The organism is Deltaproteobacteria bacterium (genome assembly GCA_020845895.1).
Taxonomy (GTDB): Bacteria; Lernaellota; Lernaellaia; order JACKCT01; family JACKCT01; genus JADLEX01.
Window position 1 is genome coordinate 129,421 of the sequence record JADLEX010000053.1, and the last position, 20,629, is coordinate 150,049.

Sequence of the window (20,629 nt, forward strand, 5' to 3'; positions counted from 1 at the left end):
AACCGCGTCCGCGTCAAAGAGGGCCGAAATCGCGCGAACATCGAGCGCCCCGTTCTCGTGCCCTTTCGCGTTGACAGTGTCGGAAGCGCCCGCCTATATTGTCGCGCCCTTGCGGTCCGCTGGTGAAGGAGTGTCATGAAAAGGCCCGTTTTTGTCATCGTTCTGGCGCTGTTTGTCGCGACGATTTCGTCGTGCACGAAGGGAAGCTGGGACGAGGATGAACCGCCCTGCCCGAACGAGATCATCGTCGAGGACTACGAGGGTCCGCAGCACATGGTCCTCGGGATCGGCATGGGCGGGCTCGCCGCGCTCGACATGGCGTTCGACCACCCCGAAATCTTCGGAGCGGCCGCGGCGCTCGCCGCGCCCACCGATCTGCACGCGTGGCTCGGCGCGATCGAGGCGCAGCTTCGCGACTTCGACAACATCCCCGACGCCCCCGGCCGCGCGGCGTTTCTGGGCACGCTTCGTGACGCCTTCATCGCCCTCGGAAATCCATTTTACCGGAATGGGCTCAGCCGGTTCTTCCCTCCGGGCGTCTCCGGTTCGGACCAGACGACCGTGAACGGCGTCGTCGACGCTCAGAACCCCACGGGCGCGACGCCGGCCATCACCTTCGTCGATGAATCCGGTGTCACCGTGGACTTTCTGCTCGCGCTCGACACCAACGGCAACGGCGTGCGCGATGCGGGCGAGCCGATCATCCTGCAAGGCCACGAGCCTTTCGACGATGCGAACGGCGACGGGGTGCGGAACGACGGCGAGGCGTTCGACGACGTGGGCCTCGACGGCGTCGCGGGCACCGGAGATTTCGGCGAGGGCAACGGGGAGTTCGACGTGTCGCCGAACATGGCTCGCTGGCTGACGCACGACCCGGCCCTGCACGCCGCAACGTCGCTCAACACGGCGAACCGCTTCACCGGCGCGATCTATCTCGACGCGGGCGTCAACGACCCGTGGCCCTTTGCCGATCAGGCCGACCGGATGGCCGAGGCGATGCAAAACGTCATGGATGCCGCCGCGCCGCCGGATGACGAATACTGTCTCGAATTCGAAGTTGGGCGCTACGACGACTTTCTCGGCAAATTTCCATATCCCACGCGACGAATCTGGTTCCCCGAAAAGAACGTGCTGATGAACTGGGGACCGACGACGGGGACGGCCGATCCCCACTTGGGAAGCGACGAGGTGCAGATCGCCCGGTGGACACACGCCTTGTCGTTCCTGTCGGCGCGCGTGCCCAACGGGCTTTTTGGCGACGGCGAGCGCGACGTCAATACCTATTACGAGACGCACACCTTCGCGTCGGAGTCGCTGGGCGACGCCAAGGTCGAGTACTCGATCTACCTGCCCGCCGGGTATTACGCCGACCGCAATCGCTGGAAAACGTATCCGATGCTGCTCGTGCTGCTTGACCGCGGCCAGAGCGCCAACGACGTGATCGAACTCGCCGTGGCGCAGGGGTATCTCGCCCGTGAGAACTTCGGCCAGCAGACGATTCTCGTGATGCTCGAAGGCACGCGGGAGCCGGTCGGCGGTTCGGGTTACCACTTCTTTTTCGATCAAGCCGCGTTCGAGTTTCCCGGACGATTCCGAAGCGCCGTGGTGACGGATCTGTTCAATCACCTCGCGGAGCGATATCGAATCCGCCTGCGTGTGCCGGACGGCGTCGACCCCTTCCCATGATCGAGGTTCGTCCGGCTCGCATCGACGATCTCGACGACGTGCGCCGGGCCGAGCTGCTCGGGTTCCCGAATCCGTGGCACCGGTCGACCTACATGGACCAGATCGGCTACCCCAAGGCCGTCTTTCTGGTCGCGACGCGCGCGGGCCTGTTCGCCGGTCACGCGCTCTCGTGGATCGTGGCCGACGAGATGCATCTGCTCAAGATCGCGGTGCTGCCCGAAGAGCGACGCGCCGGCGTGGGCCGACGATTGCTGTTGGCCTCGGAGTCGCGTTGCGCCGCCATGGGCGCGCGCTCGTGTTTTCTCGAAGTGCGTCGATCCAACGACCCGGCGCGAATGTTCTATGAAAAAATGGGCTACGTGGGGATCGGTGTGCGTCATGGCTATTACGACGACACGGGCGAGGACGCGATCGTGTTGCGCAAATCGTTGGGGGATTTCGTCGCCTGAGCGCTCGTTTTCACGCGGCGCATCGCCTATACTTCCTGCTTGATCGCATTGGAGGATGAGATGCACGTTCTTCCCTACCGGGAGATCGACGGCAAGGTCATCGACAACGACGAAGCCAAGGGCGTGCTCATGCGCGTCGCCGCCGGACCGGATCAGGGCGCGCCGAACTTCACGATGCGCGTCTTCCACGTGAAACCCGGTGGACACACTCCGCATCACACGCACCCCTATGAGCACGAGATTTTCTTCCACGCGGGACATGGAGAGGTCTTTTACGAAGGGGAAACGCGCGCGGTGGCCCCCGGTCACGTCGCCTATGTCGCGCCGGGAGCGGTTCACCAGATCCGCAACACCGGGGACGAGGATCTCGTCTTTATCTGCGTTGTTCCCAAGGGAATTTGACGTCTCCGAGGAGAATCAACATGCGCGAGCGTACGTGCGTTTGGTGGCGAGTGGCGTTACTGGTATCGTTTTCGCTGCTCGTCGCGTCGTGCGCGGGTGATGACGACGATGACGATTCGAACGAACCGCCCGCCGATGACGACGCAATCTCCGACGACGACTCCGACGACGATGCGACGAGCGACGACGATCTCGGCCCCGACGGCATTCTGAAGGTCGGCGCTGCGCGTGTGGACATCTCCCCCGCGCCCGATCACGCGCTCAAAATGGGCGGTTACGGCCTGTACTTCCTGAGCGAAACGATGTGCCGCTGGTCCACCGGCGTTCACGATCCCATCTACGCCACGGCCATCGCGGTCGAGGATGCCGACGGCCGCCGCGTGATTCTGATCCACCTCGACGTCGTCGGGCTCATCACGCCCGACGTCGTGCGCATCCAGCAGGGCGTGGCCTCGGCGCTAGCCGTGGTTCCGGATCGGGTCATCGTCTCCGCGTCGCACTCCCACCAGAGTCCCGACACGGTCGGCATTTGGGGCGTGTTGCTCCCGCCAATCTCGGGCCGCGACGAGGCGTTTATCGACGACATGATCGCCGGATCCGTGCAGGCGGGCGTGGACGCCTACAACGCTCGTCGCGAGGCCCGGATCTCGTTCGGAACGTCCCAGTTCGCGGACCTGCACTACAACTCGAATCAGCCGCTCGACCCGCAGGCGTACACCGACGATGCGATGACGATGATGACGGCGACGACGCCGGAGGGCGATCCGATCGCCACCCTCATGAACTGGGCTTGCCACCCCATGGTGATGGGGCCGCAGAACACGCTCATCTCGTCGGACTTCCTCGGCCCGTACTATCGGCTGATGGACGCGGAGATCGGCGGCATCAACATGTTCATGAACGGCTCCCTCGGCGCGTCCGTGCATCCGCAGAATCCCTACGCGCCCTTCCCCATCGACGGACGCGAATGGGGCACGTGGGAGGACGTCGAGAACTACGGACGGGTGCTCGCCGACGCCGCGCAGGATCTGCTCGCGGATGTGGAGCCCGCGTCGAATCCGTCCGTGGACGTGCGTGCGTATTGGGTGGAGTCGAAGCTCCAGAACTATTTCTTCGTGCTGACGGGGAAGTGGGGCATCATCCCGCGCGACATTCCGAACTTCGGCGAGAACGGCATCACCACGATGACCGCGCTTTGGATCGGCGATGTGCCCTTCGCCACGGTGCCCGGCGAGCTCGTCCCCACCATCAGCACGCAGCTTCGCGGGATCATGGGCGGCGAGCACCAGTTCCTCATCAACCTCGGGCAGGACTGGATCGGCTACATCATCACGCCGCAGCAGTTCTACCACATCGCCTACATCTACAACGATCTGCTCTCGGCGGGGCCCATGACGGGTGTCACGCTCATCGAGAAGTTCGAGGAGATCTACGGCGAGGCCCGCTGAGCAAACGTCCGCTCGACGGCGAGCCTAAAGATCCAGAAATGCGTTCATGAACGAACGCGCCTGCCGCTCCAGCGTGCGTGAGTTGGCCTCCATCGTCGTGAGCAGCAGGTCGGCCGAGGGCAGCCCGGATGCGGCCACGTCCGCGGGGTACGCCTCCATCCACGAGCGCGCCATGGCGGGCGTCGCCTCCAGATGGAACTGAAGCGCTAACGAGCGCTTGCCGAACAAAAACGCCTGATTGGGCACGCCGCGACCGCGCACGATCCGCTCCGCGCCCTTCGGAATCTCGAAGGTCTCGCCGTGCCACTGAAACACAACGAACTCCGACTCGAAATCGTTGAAGAGCGGATGTACGCGCCCCGCGGGCGTGAGGGAGACAGCGGAGCAACCGATTTCCTTGACCTGCGCGTTGTACACGTTGGCGCGCTGCGCAGCGGCCATCATCTGCGAGCCGAGGCAGATGCCCAGCACATGGCGATCTGCGGCCATGGCCGACTTGATGAGCGCGAGCTCGGGCTCGATCCAGGAATAGATCGCACGATCGCGAACGGACATTGGTCCGCCGAGGACGATCAGACCGTCGCCCTCGCCGATCGCCTCCGGAGGCTTCTCCCCGGCATACAGCCGCACCCGCTCATACGTGACGCCACGTTCGTCGAGCACGGCGCTAAAGTGACCAAGGTCCTCGATTTCCACATGCATCAATACGTGAAACATGGCGTCTCTCCCGATCTCATTCTATCGACTTTCGATCCCAAGACCAATCGCGGACTTCATTTCAGCTTCGTGAGGCCGAACTTTTTGGCGAGGATGCGATCGAGCAACCGTGTCGGCGCGAATCGACCCATCATGGCGTAGGTCCCCGCGTTGCGACCGATGCGGATGACCGGGGCGGGCGAGTCCTTCGCAAGCCGGTCGCACAGCCGCGCGGCGAATTCGGTCGCAGGCATCGCCCGGTCCTGCGACGCGTTCGCGCGGGCATCGATGTGCTCGCGGATCGGCTCGTATACGGATGCACCCGCGTCGGCTTCCGCGATGCGTTTGCGCGCATGCCGGCCGAAATCCGACTCCACGCCACCCGGTTGAACGCACACAACGCGAACGCCGAACGGCGCAAGTTCCATACGCAGGGCGTCGGTGACGGCATGCAGCGCCGCCTTCGACGCGCAATACGCACCCGAAAACGGCGACACCAGAATGCCCGACACCGAACCGATGTTGACGATCATCCCCGAGCGCCGCGCGATCATCCCGCGCGCCGCGAGTTGGGCGAGCCGCACCGGCCCGGTGACATTCGTCTCCCACTGCGCGCGCAGTTCGTCCGCCCCCAAGTCAAGCATCGGCCCCATCAGCCCGAATCCCGCGTTGTTGACGAGGACGTCGAGTCGGCCGCTTTCGCGCTCGACCCGCGTCAAGGCGTCCGCCATGCTCCGTTCGTCGCTCACGTCAAGGCGAAGGACCCCCGCCGCGCGACCTTCAAATTCCCGAATCGTTTCGATTCGCCGGGCGCTGACCCACACCCGCGCGCCGCGCCGGATCAGCTCTTCCCCCAGCACTCGCCCGATTCCCGATGAGCATCCCGTCATCAGAGCGACTCGATCCCTCACGACCGACCTCCTTCTCGCATCTCATCGATATTATTCATCTATTTCCATTTCCTGTATTCTTGATCGAGATAATTGACATCGCTCTCTCGGCCCGGGATACTGGACGATTCAACAGGGATCGACAAGGCGCATCGAAGCGACAGGAGCCAACATGAGCGAAACCCTTCGTCCGGAATCGCTGGCGCTGCACGCCGGTCAGATGAGCGACCCGACCACGAACGCCCGCGCCGTTCCCATCTATCAGACCTCATCCTATGTGTTCAACGACTCCGACCACGCCGCGAATCTTTTCGGCCTGAAGGAGTTCGGCAACATCTACACCCGCATCATGAATCCCACGACCGATGTGCTGGAGAAGCGCATCGCGGCCCTCGAAGGCGGCTCGGGCGCGCTCGCCACCGCATCGGGGCAGGCCGCCTCGACACTCGCCCTGCTCAACATCGCGCACGCGGGCGACGAGATCGCCTCTTCCGCCAGTCTCTACGGCGGCACCTACAACCTCTTTCGCCATACGCTTCCCAAGATGGGCATCACGGTGCGTTTCGTCGATCCGTCGAAGCCCGAGAATTTCACCGCCGCCGTCAACGCGAAGACCAAAGCCGTTTTCGCGGAGACGGTCGGCAATCCGAAGCTCGACACGCTCGACATCGAGGCGGTGGCGAAGGTGACCGCCGCGGCGGGCGTTCCGCTCGTCATCGACAACACCCTGCCCTCGCCCTATCTCGTCAACCCGCTCAAACACGGCGCGAACATCGTGGTGCATTCGCTCACGAAGTTCCTCGGCGGCCACGGAACGTCGATCGGCGGCGTCATTGTCGACGGCGGCAACTTCGATTGGGGCAACGGCCGATTCCCCAACTTCTCCGAGCCCGACGAAAGCTACCACGGCCTGAATCACTGGGAGACCTTCGGGAATTTCCCCGGGCTCGGCAACGTCGCGTTCATTCTCAAGGCCCGGCTGCAACTGCTGCGCGACATCGGCGCGTCGCTCTCGCCCTTCAACGCGTTCCTGATTCTGCAGGGCATCGAAACGCTCCATCTTCGCATGCAACGCCACAGCGAGAACGCGCTCGAACTCGCCAAGTGGCTCGAACAGCACCGCGGCGTGAACTGGGCGAGCTACCCCGGCCTGCCAAGTCACCCCTCATACGAAACCGCCCGCCGGTATCACCGACATGGCTACGGCGCGATCCTTGGCTTCGGGATCAAGGGCGGCTTCGACGCGGGGCGCAAACTCATCAACTCGGTCAAGCTCTTTTCGCATCTGGCCAACGTGGGCGACGCCAAGTCGCTCATCATCCATCCTGCCAGCACGACGCACCAGCAACTGCGTCCCGAGGAGCAGATCGCGACCGGCGTGACGCCCGACTACGTACGCCTGTCCGTCGGCCTCGAACACATCGATGACCTCATGGACGATCTGGAGCAGGCGTTCCGCCAACTCTGATCCGCCATCGAAGCGAAAAGAGCGTTCCGACTTCGGGGCGCTCTTTTTCCATCTTGAGCGACGGCGCATGCGCGGATATCGTCGCAACGTGAGCACGAGTTACCCGACCCGCACTGTGTGGATGGGCCCGCCGGCAACAACGCCGGCGCGACGCATCGTCTCGCTCGTCCCCAGTCTCACCGAAGCGGTCTTTCAGATTGGCGTGGCGGACCGCCTCGTCGCGCGAACGGAGTACTGCGTTCGTCCGCGCGGATTGGTCGATGCGATCGAATCGGTCGGCGGAACGAAGAATCCCAAAACCGCGCGCATCGGCGAACTCGCGCCCGACATCATCCTCGCGAACAAGGAAGAAAATCGACAGAAGCACATCGAGGATCTCGCGCGCGACTTTCCCGTCTGGCTCACCGACCCCGTCGGTCCCGGCGACGTGCCCGCGCTGTGGGAGGAACTCGGCGACCTGGTGGGGCGACCCGAAGTCGGCGAGCGTTTTGCGCGCGATACGACCACCGCCATCGACGCCGCGAGGAACGCCTCCACGAAGCTTACGCGTTGTCCGCGCTTCGTCTATTTCGTGTGGAAAGACCCGTGGATGGTCGCCGGGCACGAGACGTACATTTCGAATCTGCTGTGCGCGTGCGGATTCGAAAACGCCCTCGATGCGCGGCACTCGCGCTTTCCGGTTCTGACTCCGGAAGAGATTTCGTCCGTTCAGCGGGACGTGACGATCTACTCGTCCGAACCATACAACTTCGAGCTGCCGCGCGACCTGATCGACGGCGCAATTGCGGAGTCCGTGGACGATGGGTGGTATCGAACGGACGCTGGACTCGCCCTCTTCGTCGATGCCGAGCCGCTGTCCTGGTATCCGTCGCTCACCGTCGAAGGTCTTGCGTACGCGTCGAAGCTCGCGACGCGCGCGGCTTCGCTCATCTCATGAACGCCTCGCCACGAATCTCGGTCGTCATTCCCTGCTACAACATGGGCGCATTCGTCGGCGAGGCCGTGGAAAGCGCCCTCGCGCAGGGCAGCGGCGAGGTCGAGGTCGTCGTCGTGGACGACGGATCTAATGACGGCGAAACCCCCGAAGCGATCGACGCCCTGGCTCGCCGCGTGCCGATTCGCGTGATCCGCACGGCGAATCGCGGACTCGCCGCGGCCCGCAACGAAGGCGTCCGAAACTCGACCAGCGATCGGATCGCGTTTCTCGACGCCGATGACCGATTCGCCCCGGGCGCGCTCGAAGCGATGGACCGCGCGTTGTCGGCGCACGCCGATGCCGCGTACGTCTACGGCCATACGCGCACGTTCGGCGATCGCGACGAGATCTGGCATCGCGGCGAGTTCAACTTTTTTCATCTGCTGTACGCCAACGAATTCGAGCCCGCCGTGATGATTCGCCGTGAAGCGCTGAATCGCGTCGGCGGATTTCGCGCGGTCGGTCCGGTACCCGGCGTTGAAGACTGGGACCTATGGCTGCGCCTCGGCGCATTGGGTCTGTTCGGTCGACGCGTCGACGCCGTTACGCTCGAATACCGCATCCGCCCCGGCTCGATGGTCGCGGCGATCAAGGCGCGGTGGGACGAAACCGTCGCCGCGATTCGGGCGGCGAACGCTGATCTGTTTTCACCGGAGCAGATACTGGACTTGAAGCGGCTTTGGTCGCCGGGGGTCTGTGTGGTCGTGCCCGATGCGATTGGCGCCTCCGCGATGATGACGGTACTGGAGAGAACGTACCCGGACATCGAGATCCGGGACCGGGACGGGCGCCGTATCCGACCGAACAGCGGCGAGCTTCCGGACGGCGCTTCGTCGCGCGCTTCGCACGTCATACACCTCGAATCGCTCCACACACGGGGCGTACGTTCGGCATTCCAGCGCGTGAGACAGAGCGAGTGGGATTGGCCCATTTCGCGGACGCCGACGCCGGACCGCATGGAGTCGGCGAAGCGTCACGCGGCACCCATCTGGTGGCGGACCAGACTTCCCCGGGATGTGGACGACCTCGACGGACCGATCGCGCGGGTTCAGCTATTCATGCGTCGTTTGCGTGCGAGCGGCGAACGTGAATGGTCGGCGTTCGGCGCGGGACTGTTTGCGGAGCGCGTCTTGAGCCGAGTGACACACGCAGCACGTCCCGTCGCCATCTATGACGACTTCGCGCGGGAAAGATCCATTCAGGGCGTGCCGGTCCTTCGTCCCAACGCCTCGGCCCCGCCCTCGTCGCGCGTGCTCATCTTTAGCGATCTCTACGCGCGAGAAATCTTCCGGCGTGCGACCGACCTTTGGCCGGACCGCGCGGATCGGATTCACGCGCTCGATTTCTGATCGCTACTTCGAGAACACCACCCACGACGACATCTGAATCGTCGCGCCGCCGGGATACGGTTCGTCGTTGTAGAGGCCCTCGTAGTCGAAGGTCGCCGTTTCGCCGGCCGTCACCGCCGCGGTGACATCGGTCGTCACGACCTGCACCTCTTTGCCGGGGCACCAGCCGCTGCGTCCGTACCACCAGGTGCCGAACTGGTTGGGCACGGTTCCTTCGTCCGTCTTGTCCATGCAGTCGGTCGCCGTGCCCGCTTTCGGGAACTCGATCACGTACTCCTCGCCGTTGACGAAGAACGTGTGCGCGGTGTCGCAAAACTCTGCGCAGTTGCCGGGGCTCGCGCCGCCGTGGCCGGTGATCATCGTCGCGAGTTCCACCTTCGCCGCGTCGTTCGGCACATCGATGTCCGTCGGCGTATACGCATCGTTGTAATCGGGATCAAAATCGCCGCCCGCGAACAGGAACACGCTCTCGTCGGGCCGTTCGGGTTTGCCCTGATTCGACAGGCGAAGCGTCAGCGTCACGTCGTAAGGCTGCTGCGTATAGAAGGCGAACATGCGCTCGCCGCCATCCGCGATGAGCGGCAAGAGCGCGCTGACGTCATGCACCCATCGGCCTTCGCGGTGATAGGTCGTGATCCAACGGCCGAACTCCGTGGTGCACGTCGCTTCGTCGTCGGTGTCGCACAGGTAGAGCCAGTTGATGTAGTCCCACGCGGGGCAGTCACCAAATTCACCATCGCCCACGCACCCCAGGTACAGATCCAGCTCCGCCGTGTCGAAATCCGCCATCTCGCCGGCGGTCGGCAGCGTGACGGTCGCGTATCCGCGCACCCCCGCCCAGCCGGGATCGGAGAGTTCCTCGTTGTCGAAAAGCGTGACTTCCGTCGCACCGTCGGCGTCCATGCGATCCGCGCGGTCGGACTCGAAGTTGTAATAGACCGCCTCGTTCGCGGCCATCGACAGATTGGGCGCGAACCATCCCACGCCGCCATCGAATCGGTTCTGATCGGCGAAGCTGCCGATGAAGCGAACGCGCTGGAATCGGTCGATCCCGAAGCCGAACCGGGGGCTCTTCATGTGCTCGCCGGGCCACCCGGCGAGTTCGCGCGCGGTGACGGTCGTGATGAAGTGTATCCGCCGCCGCCAATTCGCCAGGTCCTGCTCCGAGAACTCCGCAACGTATTCGTCCCACTGCGCGAGCAACGGCTCGAAGGCCGTGTCGCGATCGGCCTGCTCGGTCTGCGTGGCGACGAAAAACGCCTGCGTGTTGGCGGGCAAGCGGTCCAGAAAGTCCGCGAGGTCGCGCGTCCAGAGCGTGTCCTTGAAACTGTTCTCCTGCGACGGATTGTCCGGGATGACGAGATAGGTCTCGCAACCGGTCCAGTTCTCCGCGAAATTCCAGTCCCCTTCCGTAGTCGGCACGGTGAAATCCGCGGCGATGGCATAGAGGGCGTCGCTCGCCTCGGCGGTCTGGAAATCGCGGACGGTCAGTCCGAGATCGTCACACGAGAACTGCGGCTCCGGACCGGTGTCGTCATCGGTCGCGTCGTCGTCCGCGTCGTCATCCGTTTCGAGGCCGAGACAATCCTTGAACTCTTCGCAGCCGCCAGCATTCACCGCGCAGTCGATCGCGGCCTGTTCCAAATCGTTTGCGTAGAGCAGGCAGTCATTCATCGTTTCGATGCCGAGCGCGCCCGCGATTTCGCACTGGGCGATGCGTTCGCAGATTACGACCGGCCAGTCCGCGCCCGAGTCGTCGTCGTCATCGCCACCGCCGCCGCCCGAGGAACAACCGATCGCGAAAAAACCGGAAAAGAGACCGAGCATCGCCAATAACAGGAAGCGCGACCACGTCATGATTCACCCCAATCGCAAACACGTCGCGGATTATCCTCACCCAGCCGCCGCGACGCAAACAAAAAAAGTCGGGAAAGCCGAAGCCTTCCCGAATTTCATGCCCTCTTGTGAGCAGGCACCGGGGACCGCCGAAGCGGCCCCCGGGGTTCGATTTCCTTAGTTGTGCAACTCGTACACGTCGTATTCCTTGCCGACGCCGTGGCAGAGGGTGCAGGTCTCGGGACCGTCGATGCCGCCCATCTGCGTGATGTGCGCGAGGCTCGTGTCGCTGTCGTGGCACGCGAAGCACGCGGATGCCGCCGCCTGCATGAACTCATCGTCGCCCGGACCCGCCGCGGTGCCCTGATCCATCGTCTGAGAGATGACGGTGGACGCCAGCGGCAGGCCGTAGGTGTTGGGCAGATGGCACATGGTGCAGGTCGCCAGGTCGCCCGGGAACACGACTTCGCCGAAGGCGATCGGGTTGCGACCGTAGCCGTACACCAAGTACTCCTCCTGACGCATGTCACCGGCGTGGATGGCGTGGATCATGTACTTGAAGTTGATCGACTCGGCGCGCTTGCCGTCGATGCCCAGAGCGTCCGGGTTGTCCCACGTGCCGTCCGCCGGGGTCGTATCGATCGACGCCGGGCGCTGGCTGATGTCCGTGGAACGCGGGTTGTGGCACGCGAGGCAAACATCGGTGTTGTCGTTGCGGTTGCCGCCGTGGAGCGACAGCAGATCGTGGCAGGCGTCGCAGTATTCGATCGCAACGACGTTGCGACGCTCTTTGACCGTCGTGTCGGTGATGGCGAAGAATTTCTCGACGCTCGGAACCACGATACGGTCGGAGTAGGTCAGGTCGCCGTCGATGTCGCCGCAGGGACGCCCGTCGATGAAGACCACGCCGCTGCCGGTGGCGTCGGCCGGAATGGCCTTGCCGGTGAAGGTGATCGTGTAGGTCCCGTCGCCGTTCGCCACCGACGTGGTGAGCGCGTTGACCGACACCGGCTGCGCCGGAATCGACGTCGGGTTGATCGTGTTGGTGTAGTCGGTCGTCGGATTCGCGATCTTCATGTTGACCGAACTGCAGCTCGCGGTTGTCCAGATCGGACCGGTCTTGATGTCGTAAGGCGCATCGCCGTTCGTCGGATCGGTGACCGAGAACTTTACCACGGGCGTTTCGCCGGGGCCGGTGTCGGTCACTTCGAGGATGTTCCACTCAAACCGGGGCGTCCACGAATCCATCGGAATCGCGTGGTCCTCAACGATGTCGCGGAATCCGGAATTGTGGCAGCTCAGGCAGTTTTCGTCGGTGCCGGTCTGGTCGCCGAAGTGATCAGAGAAATCCACGGCGTCGTGGCAACCGGCGCAAGCCTGCTTGCGCGGATACTGATAGTAGTTGTCGGCGTCGGCGCCCGTGTGGCACTTCGTGCAATTGCGGACGTCCTGCGGCCAGACCACTTCGGAGTAGTCGTGTTCGCTGTTGCTGTTGCCCCAGATCGTATAGCCGTTCGCGAGGTTCGCACCGCGGTGGATTTTGTGCGTCATCTCGGCCATGTCGAGGTTGTTGCCCGAGTTGGCATCGACGGTGCCGGGGTTGTGGCACACGACGCAGTATTCGCCCGCGATGCGTCCGCCGCCGTGCATGGCCAGCTTGGTATGGCAGGTGTTGCACGAGGACATCAAGTAAATTTCGCGAGTCTGGTCGACATCGGTGCCGTCGGGCACGAAGTCGAGGATCGCGTTGTCGGTGTTGCCCGTGTACTGCATCGCCACGCGGTGAACGAGCGTCGGGCCATAGGTCACCGGCGGGGTCGTCACGTTGGAGATGTCCACGGCGAGCTTGTAGGAATACGTGCCGTCGCCGTAGTTCGTGAACAGACCGTTCGCGTTGTTGCACGTCTCGGTCGTGGCCTGGTAGGTCGTCGTGCCGTCGGGCATCGTGCCGGGTTCGCCCGCCACCTTGTCCTCGACGCGGTAGATGTAGCTCACCCATTGGCCGGACGACGTTTCCGTCGATTCCGTGAGTTGGGCGATACCGAAACGAACCGAGCTCGACGCCTGATTCGTCACCGGGTTGCCGTCGGCATCGGCGATGGCGAAATAGATGGTCGTCGTCGTCGCGGCCGCGACATCCGCGACGTCAACGCCGAAGATTTCCGTGTCGCCCGCGAAGTCATAGGGAGAACCCGTGTCGTCGTCGCCGGTGTCGTCGTCGGTCGTATCGTCGTCGGTCGTATCGTCGTCGGTCGTGTCGTCGTCGGTCGTGTCGTCGTCGGTCGTGTCGTCGTCGGTCGTATCGTCGTCGGTCGTGTCGTCGTCGGTCGTGTCGTCGTCGGTCGTGTCGTCGTCGACATCGTCGTCCACGTCGTCATCGACATCGTCGTCGTCGGTGCTGTCATCGTCGATGACCTGACCGTCCTGGCCGGGTTCGCCGTCCGCACCAGCCTTGCCGTCCTTGCCGTCGGCACCCGCGCACGCGAGCAGCCCGGTGGAAAGGGCCAGCGTCAACATGAGAAGAACCAAGAGCATCGCTTTTCGATATTGCATTCGCAGCCTCCGAATCGTGTAACGAAAGGGCTTTTTCGCCCCAATGAAGCTCACGCACCACACGCGTAATAGGCAATTCGCGTGCCACCGCGCCCGTCCATCGACAGATTTTTCCCTAAGAGAATCAATGGGTTGCGAGTGTTGAAAATTGCGACAGCACGAAAAACGATGTCGTGGTCCGAATCTAAAACCGACCGGTCTGAAAATGAGTCCGGTTTCGAACCGAATTTCGAAGGAAGAAATCACGAGCGGACGCGGCAGCTCAGGGAGCCGTCAGGGCGTGATGTCGTCGCGGGTCAGTCCGAATCTCTTCATCAGGCGAATGACGTTGGATTTCGCGGTGCCGAGGCGCTCGGCGGCCCGGGAGATGTTCCAGCCTTCCAGCTCCAGCGCCTCGGTGATGATCTGGCGGTTGAAATCCTCGAGCACTTTTGAACGGATCTCGCTGTACGACCGTCCTTGAGCGAGATAGGCCATGTCCCGCGAACCGACATCGCCGGATGACGTGCCCAAGGCGAGAAACGCGGGGAGATCGTCGCGGGTCACCTCGGTCCCTTCGCACATGATGAGCAGATGCTTCACGAGGTTCTCCACCTCGCGGGCGTTGCCCGGCCAGTCGTAGTTGACCAGAAGCTCCATGATGTCGTCGGGAACCGTGAGGTCATCACGGCCCGATCGCTCGCCGTGCTTCTTGATGAAATAGCGCATGAGCACGGGGATATCCTCTCGCCGGTCGCGAAGGGGCGGAACGTGCAATTCGAGCACGCGCAGCCGGAAATACAGATCCTCGCGGAACCGCCCGGCATCGACCTCGGCCTGCAGATCCTTGTTCGTGGCAGCCAGCACGCGCACGTCCGCGTGCATTTCCTTGAGCGCGCCGACGGGGCGAACGAAGTGGTCCTGCAGGAAACGCAGGAACTTGACCTGCATCGGCGTGGGAAGCTCGGAAACTTCGTCGAAGAATACCGTGCCGCCGTCGGCCTCCATGATGAGGCCCTCTTTGTTTGCCACGGCGCTCGTGAACGCGCCTTTGCGGTGGCCAAACAGCTCGCTCTCCATGAGTTGCTCGGGCAGCGCGCCGCAGTTCACGGCGATGAACCGCTTCTGCCGGCGTGGGCTGGCCAGGTGGATCGCCCGGGCGAACAACTCCTTGCCCGTACCGCTGCCGCCGGTGATGAGGATCGCCTCGTCGGACGGCGCCACCCGGTGCGCCATGCGGATCGACCGCTTGAGCGCTTCGCTCGTGCCGACGATGTTTTCGAAGCCCCATTGGTCTCGAATCTGACTGCGCAGATAACGCACTTCGTCGCGCAGGAGCAGTTTCTCGAAAACGCGGTCGACCGCCTTGACGATGAGATCGGGCTTGATCGGCTTGACGATGTAGTCGTCGGCGCCGCGGCGCAGCGCCTCGACCGCGGAGTTGAGATCGGCGTAGGCCGTGATCATCAGCACCGCGGAGTCAGGCTTGAGTTTACGCACCTCGTCGAGCAGTTCGAATCCGCTCATGCCCGGCATGTTGATGTCGGTGACGACGACGGGATATGGCTGGTCACGAAACAGTTCGAGCGCCCGTTCACCGGCTTCCGCCGTGACGATCTCGTATTGCCCGCGAACCAGGCTTCGCTCCAGCACCATACGGGCTCCGGGTTCGTCATCCACCACGAGCACGCGACGTTCGATCAAACGACTCTCCTTAGACGGCGGGGCGGATGGCGTCCGCGACGTCGCGTTCGGCGGTCACGGGTAATCGGACCGAGAACGTCGTGCCCTCGCCGACCTTGCTGGCGAGCGCAATTTCTCCGCGGTGTTCCTCGACGATCCGGTGGCTGATGGCCAGACCCAGTCCGGTGCCTTCCCGGCCCTTTTTCGTCGTGAAGAACGGCTCAAAAATGCGCTTTTGCAATTCGTCCGGGATGCCCGAACCGGTGTCTCGCACGTCGAGAACAATGTAGTTCACGTCGTTTCGCCGCTGGGTTCGCGTCGAAATTGTGATCGTTCCGCCACCGGTCATGGCCTGGCTGGCGTTGATGAGCAGATTCACGATCACCTGCTTGATCTTGTTCTTGTCCATCATTGATTCGGGCAATGCCGGGTCGGGCTGAAACTCGCAGGTGATCTTCGACTTGCGCATCTGCACCGCGAGCAGATCAAGCGACTGGCGGGCGAGTTCGTTGAGCGATTCGAGCGTCAATTCCGGCTCGGAATGTCGTGCGAAGTCCAGCAGGCCCGAGACGATTTTCTGGCAGCGTGTCGCCTCGGATTCGATCAGATGCAAGTCGTCCGCGATCGCCGCGCCCGGTTCGAGATCCTTGAGGGCGAGATCGACGACCCCGATGATGACGTGGATCGGATTGTTGATCTCGTGCGCGAGCCCCGACGCCAGCGTGCCGATCGCGGAGAGCGTCTCGCTGCGTACGAGTCCGTCCTGCGCCGCTTCGAGCTCCTTGCGGACCTGCGCGATGCGTTCCTCCAGAATGGCGTTGAACTCCCGCGTCCGCGCCAGCAGCTCCTCGCGTTCTTCCGTGACGCTGCGAATGCTCTCGACCATGCGGTTGAATGTCGTCGCAAGCGTCTCGAGTTCGTCCTTGGTCTTGATGATGATGGGGTCGGGGTAATGCCCCGCGGACATCTCCCGCGCGGCCCGATCCAAAACCTGGATGGGGCGCAGCAGCAGCACCAGCATCCGCGCCACGAAGAAACTGACCAGCAGCAGACCGAGGATCACGACGGCCGTCGTGTTTCGACCGGTGCGTTCCGCCCAAAAACGGTACTGCGCGACCAGATGGGCTGACATCTTGTCGAATTCGCTCTCGATTTCCCGAGCCTGGGCGACGATCGTGCGCGACAGATAGAGCGCCATCGCCTCCTTCTGCTCGCGGTGCGCGTCGTCCGGCGCCTCGGCCACTTCCTTCACCTGCTCACGGTACGACGCCATCAGGCTCGTCAGGCTTTCGATCTGCGGCGCCATCACCCTCCAGTTGTCGTTGCCCGTCTTCGCATGGCAGTCGACGCAGCTCGCGACAATTCCCGGATCCTTCATGTCTGTTCGGACCCGGGAAACCAGGGCGTCCATTTCGGCGAAATAATTCTCCAGTGCGGTCGAATCGGTTGAAACGCCGAACCGCTGCTCGGACTGATGCTGCTGGATCATCGTTGACAAAAAGAACAATTTGGAAAAATTCTCGGTATTCGACAGGGAGTAGCCCATCGCCCGCTCGTGCGTGCGCATGCTGGCGATGTGCCGGTAGACGGAAAGCCCGGCCAGCAACAGTACGGCCAGAATCATTCCGACGTTGAGGGCGATTTTTCGACGCATCCCGCGAATCCTCCCGGTCGCGAATCCTCCCGGTCTGAATTCGAGACCAAAACGCCCCGCGACGCAAGCCGATCCGCCGATCCGACGCTCAACTCAGCAAGAATTGTACCCTTCGTCACTCAGAGATCGGGGCACGGACTGGCCGGTACTCGTCGTGTTTCCCCTGTCGGGCGAGGATCTGATTTCGTCTCGAATCGCGCGTCCTCGGTCTCAATTCCAGACCGAACGGACCGCACTTCCGGCGCACGATGCCCGAAGAAGACCGAAAATTCCCTGAAAATCGGCGGAATTCACGGCTCGGTTTTCCGACCACGATGGTCGAATTTTTGCATAACCGGGTGGCGGGACGCGAGTCCCTTGGATTTGAGGAATGAAAATGCGGACTTCCAGGGTTTCGGTTTCGGTCCGGTGGAGCATCGCTTCCACCCCGCGATGGTCAGCACTTCTGATCGGTTTCGCCTTGGCGATCGGCGCGCCTTCCTACGCTCTCGCCCTGACGAATCAGGACTGCCTCGACTGCCACACGATGGACATGGCCGCCATGTCCGCCGACGACCGCGCGGGCATGGTCAATGCCGTTCCCGGCGCTGCCCCGTCCAAGGCAGATCCCAAGCTGCTTCAGGTCAAGCCCGAAACCTACGCCAAGAGCGTGCACGGAGCGTTCGACTGCGTGAATTGCCACGTGGACATCACGGAAGTGCCCCACGCCGCCCGTCTCGCGCCGGTGAACTGCAAAGAATGCCATGCCGAAGTCCAGGCCGCCTACGACATGGGCATTCATCGCAAGACGCTCGACGCCGGCAACGACAAGGCGGCGACCTGTGCCAAGTGTCACGGAGCACACGATATCCTGCCCTCCGCCGACCCGGCATCGAAAACAAACAAGAAAAACCTTCCCGACACGTGCGGCAAGTGCCACCTCGCCGATGCGTCCATCGCGGACCACTCGGTCTTCGGCGCGGGGGCGAGCCCCGTCGAGTCGTACAAGCTGGGAACCCACGCCAAGGCGCTCGCCCGAGGCGTCGACGCCGCCACCTGCAACGATTGCCACGAATCGCACGCGCTGCTGCCGATGAGCGATCCGGCTTCGTCGATTTTCAAGATGAACGTGGCGAAGACCTGCGGAAAATGCCACGTCGAGGAATCGAAGGCCTACAACGAATCGGTTCACGGCCAGGCCCTCGCGCGTGGTGTTTTCGATTCGCCCACGTGCAACGACTGCCATGGCGAGCACGGCATCATCGCCCCGGCGGACCCTGCGAGCCCGGTCTCCAAAGCGTCGGTGGGGCGCAGCGCGTGCGCCGACTGCCACCGACAGGAACGGCTCTCCCGCCGGTTTGGCCTGGCGTCGAAGCGCGTCGCGTCCTACGAAGACAGCTTCCACGGACTCGCCAACAAGATGGGCGACACCACGGTCGCCAACTGCGCGTCGTGCCACGGCGTCCACAACATCCTGCCCAGCAGTGATCCGGCCAGCACCATCCACCCCGAACGCCTGCCCGCCACCTGCGGAAGCTGCCATCCGCGCTTCACGCAGGCCGAGGCGATCGGTCCGGTTCACGGCGGCGATGAAGACTCCACCGCCGCGAAAGCCAATTGGTGGGTCCGGTGGTTTTACTACTCGATGATCGTGGGAACGCTGGGCTTCATGTTCGCGCACAACTTCATCGACTGGCTGCGCGGCGTGCTGGAAAAGTTGCGGGATCGCAAGAACAAGAAGCTGTACGTTCGGCTCAGCCGAAACGAGCGCTGGATGCACCTGCTCCTGCTCACGAGCTTCATCACCCTCGCGGTGACGGGCTTCATGCTGGTCTACAACGTCTCCGTCCCCTTCGTCTCGGGCGAACTCTCTCAGAAAATTCGCGCCACCGGCCACCGCGTCGCGGCGGTCGCGTTCACGGTTTGGGCGGTGTGGCACGTCGCGTATCTCGTCGGCTCGCGCCGCGGGCGTCGGTGGTTCATCGACATGCTGCCGAAGATGGCGGACGCGCGCGACTTCATGGCGCTCATGAAATTCAACCTCGGCATGTCGAAGGTCCGGCCGAAATTCGCGCGATTCAGCTACATCGAGAAGCTCGAGTACTGGGCCCTGCTGTGGGGCGCGATCGTCATGATGGCGACCGGCGCGGGGTTGTGGTTCAAGAATTTCTTCGCGCCCTACCTGCCCTTTTGGGGATTCGACATCGCGACACTGATCCATCTGATGGAGGCGATCCTCGCGTCCGCCGCCATCGTGATCTGGCACTTCTACGCGGTCATGTTCAAATCCGATGTGCGCCCGATGGCGGTCTGGTGGATCACCGGAACGATGACCGAGGAAGAGATGCACGAGGAACACGCCCTCGAACTGGAGCGACTCCAGCGCGAGGAAAAATCCAAATCCAAATCGAAACCCTAGTCCTTTGGGCCTGCTGCTTTGCGGAGGAGGAATCCCGTGTCCGAGAAACGCATAACGTCCCGATGGATCGCGGCCGGCATCGTCGCCGTCGCGCTCGTCGCGCTGCTCATGCCCGGCGTCGCCTCGGCGCAATCGAAACAGGTGACGCTCGAGGTCACGCTGCCCGCGCCGATCGTCAAGGAAAAGTGCCTGGAGTGCCACGACGCTCAGGTGAACCTGCTGAAATTCACCAACTCCGTTCACGGCAACAACTCGTGCACCTCGTGCCACGCCGACATCATTGACGTCGATAAGCACGCGATCGGCGAATTCAAGCCGGGTAAGGTGCAGTGCGGTGCGTGCCACGAGGTCCAGTTCACCGAGTACAAGGACAGCGTGCACCGCGTGAAGAACGACTTCGAGTGCACAGCCTGCCACACCCCGATCCACGAGGTGGCGAAGTGGAACGGCAAGAAGAAGTCGATCATCGAAAAGTGCACCGAGTGCCACGGGAAAGAGGACTACGTCGTCAGCGGTCATGCCGAGGCCGCCCTGCACGGCAACGAAGACGCGCCCGTTTGCTCCGACTGCCACGGCTTGCACAACACCCGGGCGCTGCACGCCAATATGGAGGCTTTTCCGGAGGAAGCGCGCCTCTTCTACACGCAGACCTGCAAGCGCTGCCACGGCGACAAGGAGATGATGACGCGCAACGGTCTGCGCACCGACGTGGTGGACACTTACGAACACACCTACCACGGAAAGATTCAGAAGCTCGGCTACGCCACGCACGTCGCGGGGTGCGCCGACTGCCACACCACGCACAGCATCAAGCCCAAGGACGACCCGGCCTCGCCCATCCACCCGGACAACCTCGTCAAGAACTGCGGCAAGTGCCATGACCACGCGAACGCGAATTTCGTGAAGTTCCGTCCGCACGCCGACTTCCTCGACCGCCACGCGTACCCCGAGCTGTTCTGGACCGTGGTGCTTATGTCGGCCCTGCTCCTCGGCACCTTCGTCTTCTTCTGGTTCCACACGCTGCTGTGGTGGCGCAAAACGTATTGGGAGAAGCAGCGACGGCTCGCAAAGGGCGAGATCCTCGAGGCGGCACAGTTCGACATCGCCAAACCGGGCGAATGGTACGTGCGCTTCAAGCCCATCGCCCGCGTCATGCACATCA

At 63.1% G+C, this 20,629-nt stretch carries 15 protein-coding genes; 9 read left to right on the forward strand and 6 right to left on the reverse strand.

What is annotated here, in order from left to right; all coding sequences use genetic code 11:
• The first annotated feature begins 135 nt into the window (after nucleotides 1-135).
• The 4 genes from IT350_07110 to IT350_07125 are packed head-to-tail and all read left to right on the forward strand — an operon-like array spanning nucleotide 136 to nucleotide 3,985.
• Nucleotides 136-1,686 carry a hypothetical protein gene (locus tag IT350_07110; protein ID MCC6157805.1) on the forward strand — a complete coding sequence of 517 codons (1,551 nt, stop codon included), beginning with the start codon at nucleotides 136-138 and terminating at the stop codon, nucleotides 1,684-1,686.
• On the forward strand, nucleotides 1,683-2,135 hold the full coding sequence (gene rimI, locus IT350_07115; protein ID MCC6157806.1) for a ribosomal protein S18-alanine N-acetyltransferase: 453 nt from the start codon (nucleotides 1,683-1,685) through the stop codon (nucleotides 2,133-2,135). Before IT350_07110 ends, rimI begins: the two co-directional genes overlap by 4 nt.
• A 60-nt stretch (nucleotides 2,136-2,195) precedes the next feature.
• Nucleotides 2,196-2,537 carry a cupin domain-containing protein gene (locus IT350_07120; protein ID MCC6157807.1) on the forward strand — a complete coding sequence of 114 codons (342 nt, stop codon included), beginning with the start codon at nucleotides 2,196-2,198 and terminating at the stop codon, nucleotides 2,535-2,537.
• A 20-nt stretch (nucleotides 2,538-2,557) separates the two neighbouring features.
• Nucleotides 2,558-3,985 carry a neutral/alkaline non-lysosomal ceramidase N-terminal domain-containing protein gene (locus IT350_07125; protein ID MCC6157808.1) on the forward strand — a complete coding sequence of 476 codons (1,428 nt, stop codon included), beginning with the start codon at nucleotides 2,558-2,560 and terminating at the stop codon, nucleotides 3,983-3,985.
• Nucleotides 3,986-4,009: 24 nt separating this feature from the next.
• Here the strand turns inward: IT350_07125 and IT350_07130 are convergent, their stop codons facing one another.
• Complete coding sequence (locus IT350_07130; protein ID MCC6157809.1) at nucleotides 4,010-4,702, reverse strand: amidotransferase; 693 nt, start codon at nucleotides 4,700-4,702, stop codon at nucleotides 4,010-4,012.
• Nucleotides 4,703-4,758: 56 nt separating this feature from the next.
• Nucleotides 4,759-5,592, reverse strand: a complete 834-nt coding sequence (locus IT350_07135; protein MCC6157810.1) for an SDR family NAD(P)-dependent oxidoreductase — start codon at nucleotides 5,590-5,592, stop codon at nucleotides 4,759-4,761.
• Nucleotides 5,593-5,743: 151 nt separating this feature from the next.
• On the opposite strand from IT350_07135, the gene IT350_07140 reads away from it, so the two are divergent.
• The 3 genes from IT350_07140 (at nucleotide 5,744) to IT350_07150 (ending at nucleotide 9,364) form a co-directional block, all read left to right on the forward strand.
• A complete protein-coding gene (locus IT350_07140) occupies nucleotides 5,744-7,039 on the forward strand; it encodes a homocysteine synthase (GenBank protein ID MCC6157811.1) in 1,296 nt (431 codons plus the stop codon).
• Nucleotides 7,040-7,106: 67 nt separating this feature from the next.
• Nucleotides 7,107-7,976 carry an ABC transporter substrate-binding protein gene (locus tag IT350_07145; GenBank protein ID MCC6157812.1) on the forward strand — a complete coding sequence of 290 codons (870 nt, stop codon included), beginning with the start codon at nucleotides 7,107-7,109 and terminating at the stop codon, nucleotides 7,974-7,976.
• On the forward strand, nucleotides 7,973-9,364 hold the full coding sequence (locus tag IT350_07150; protein MCC6157813.1) for a glycosyltransferase: 1,392 nt from the start codon (nucleotides 7,973-7,975) through the stop codon (nucleotides 9,362-9,364). Before IT350_07145 ends, IT350_07150 begins: the two co-directional genes overlap by 4 nt.
• Nucleotides 9,365-9,367: 3 nt before the next feature.
• Here IT350_07150 and IT350_07155 read toward each other — a convergent pair whose 3' ends face one another.
• From IT350_07155 to IT350_07170, 4 genes are all read right to left on the reverse strand, one after another.
• The gene (locus IT350_07155) at nucleotides 9,368-11,221 is read right to left on the reverse strand and encodes a hypothetical protein (protein ID MCC6157814.1); all 1,854 of its coding nucleotides are present in this window, start codon (nucleotides 11,219-11,221) and stop codon (nucleotides 9,368-9,370) included.
• A gap of 156 nt (nucleotides 11,222-11,377) precedes the next feature.
• On the reverse strand, nucleotides 11,378-13,753 hold the full coding sequence (locus tag IT350_07160) for an OmcA/MtrC family decaheme c-type cytochrome (GenBank protein MCC6157815.1): 2,376 nt from the start codon (nucleotides 13,751-13,753) through the stop codon (nucleotides 11,378-11,380).
• 273 nt (nucleotides 13,754-14,026) lie between these two features.
• Nucleotides 14,027-15,436: a sigma-54-dependent Fis family transcriptional regulator gene (locus IT350_07165; GenBank protein MCC6157816.1), complete on the reverse strand. Its 1,410-nt coding sequence runs from the start codon at nucleotides 15,434-15,436 to the stop codon at nucleotides 14,027-14,029.
• Between the two features lie 10 nt (nucleotides 15,437-15,446).
• A complete protein-coding gene (locus tag IT350_07170; protein MCC6157817.1) occupies nucleotides 15,447-17,069 on the reverse strand; it encodes a HAMP domain-containing protein in 1,623 nt (540 codons plus the stop codon).
• Nucleotides 17,070-17,529: 460 nt separating this feature from the next.
• Between IT350_07170 and IT350_07175 the strand changes: the two genes are divergently transcribed.
• Complete coding sequence (locus IT350_07175; protein ID MCC6157818.1) at nucleotides 17,530-19,467, forward strand: hypothetical protein; 1,938 nt, start codon at nucleotides 17,530-17,532, stop codon at nucleotides 19,465-19,467.
• A 36-nt stretch (nucleotides 19,468-19,503) separates the two neighbouring features.
• Nucleotides 19,504-20,629, forward strand: a 1,126-nt coding sequence (locus tag IT350_07180) for a cytochrome C (protein MCC6157819.1), incomplete at its 3' end; no start/stop codon positions are given.

Bases quoted from the DNA above. Each gene is read 5' to 3' on its own strand.
- IT350_07130 (MCC6157809.1), bottom strand. From the start codon at position 4,702: ATGTTTCACGTATTGATGCATGTGGAAATCGAGGACCTTGGTCACTTT.
- IT350_07155 (MCC6157814.1), bottom strand. From the start codon at position 11,221: ATGACGTGGTCGCGCTTCCTGTTATTGGCGATGCTCGGTCTCTTTTCC.
- IT350_07160 (MCC6157815.1), bottom strand. From the start codon at position 13,753: ATGCAATATCGAAAAGCGATGCTCTTGGTTCTTCTCATGTTGACGCTG.
- IT350_07170 (MCC6157817.1), bottom strand. From the start codon at position 17,069: ATGCGTCGAAAAATCGCCCTCAACGTCGGAATGATTCTGGCCGTACTG.
- IT350_07145 (MCC6157812.1), top strand. From the start codon at position 7,107: ATGCGCGGATATCGTCGCAACGTGAGCACGAGTTACCCGACCCGCACT.
- IT350_07110 (MCC6157805.1), top strand. From the start codon at position 136: ATGAAAAGGCCCGTTTTTGTCATCGTTCTGGCGCTGTTTGTCGCGACG.
- IT350_07125 (MCC6157808.1), top strand. From the start codon at position 2,558: ATGCGCGAGCGTACGTGCGTTTGGTGGCGAGTGGCGTTACTGGTATCG.
- rimI (MCC6157806.1), top strand. From the start codon at position 1,683: ATGATCGAGGTTCGTCCGGCTCGCATCGACGATCTCGACGACGTGCGC.
- IT350_07150 (MCC6157813.1), top strand. From the start codon at position 7,973: ATGAACGCCTCGCCACGAATCTCGGTCGTCATTCCCTGCTACAACATG.
- IT350_07120 (MCC6157807.1), top strand. From the start codon at position 2,196: ATGCACGTTCTTCCCTACCGGGAGATCGACGGCAAGGTCATCGACAAC.
- IT350_07140 (MCC6157811.1), top strand. From the start codon at position 5,744: ATGAGCGAAACCCTTCGTCCGGAATCGCTGGCGCTGCACGCCGGTCAG.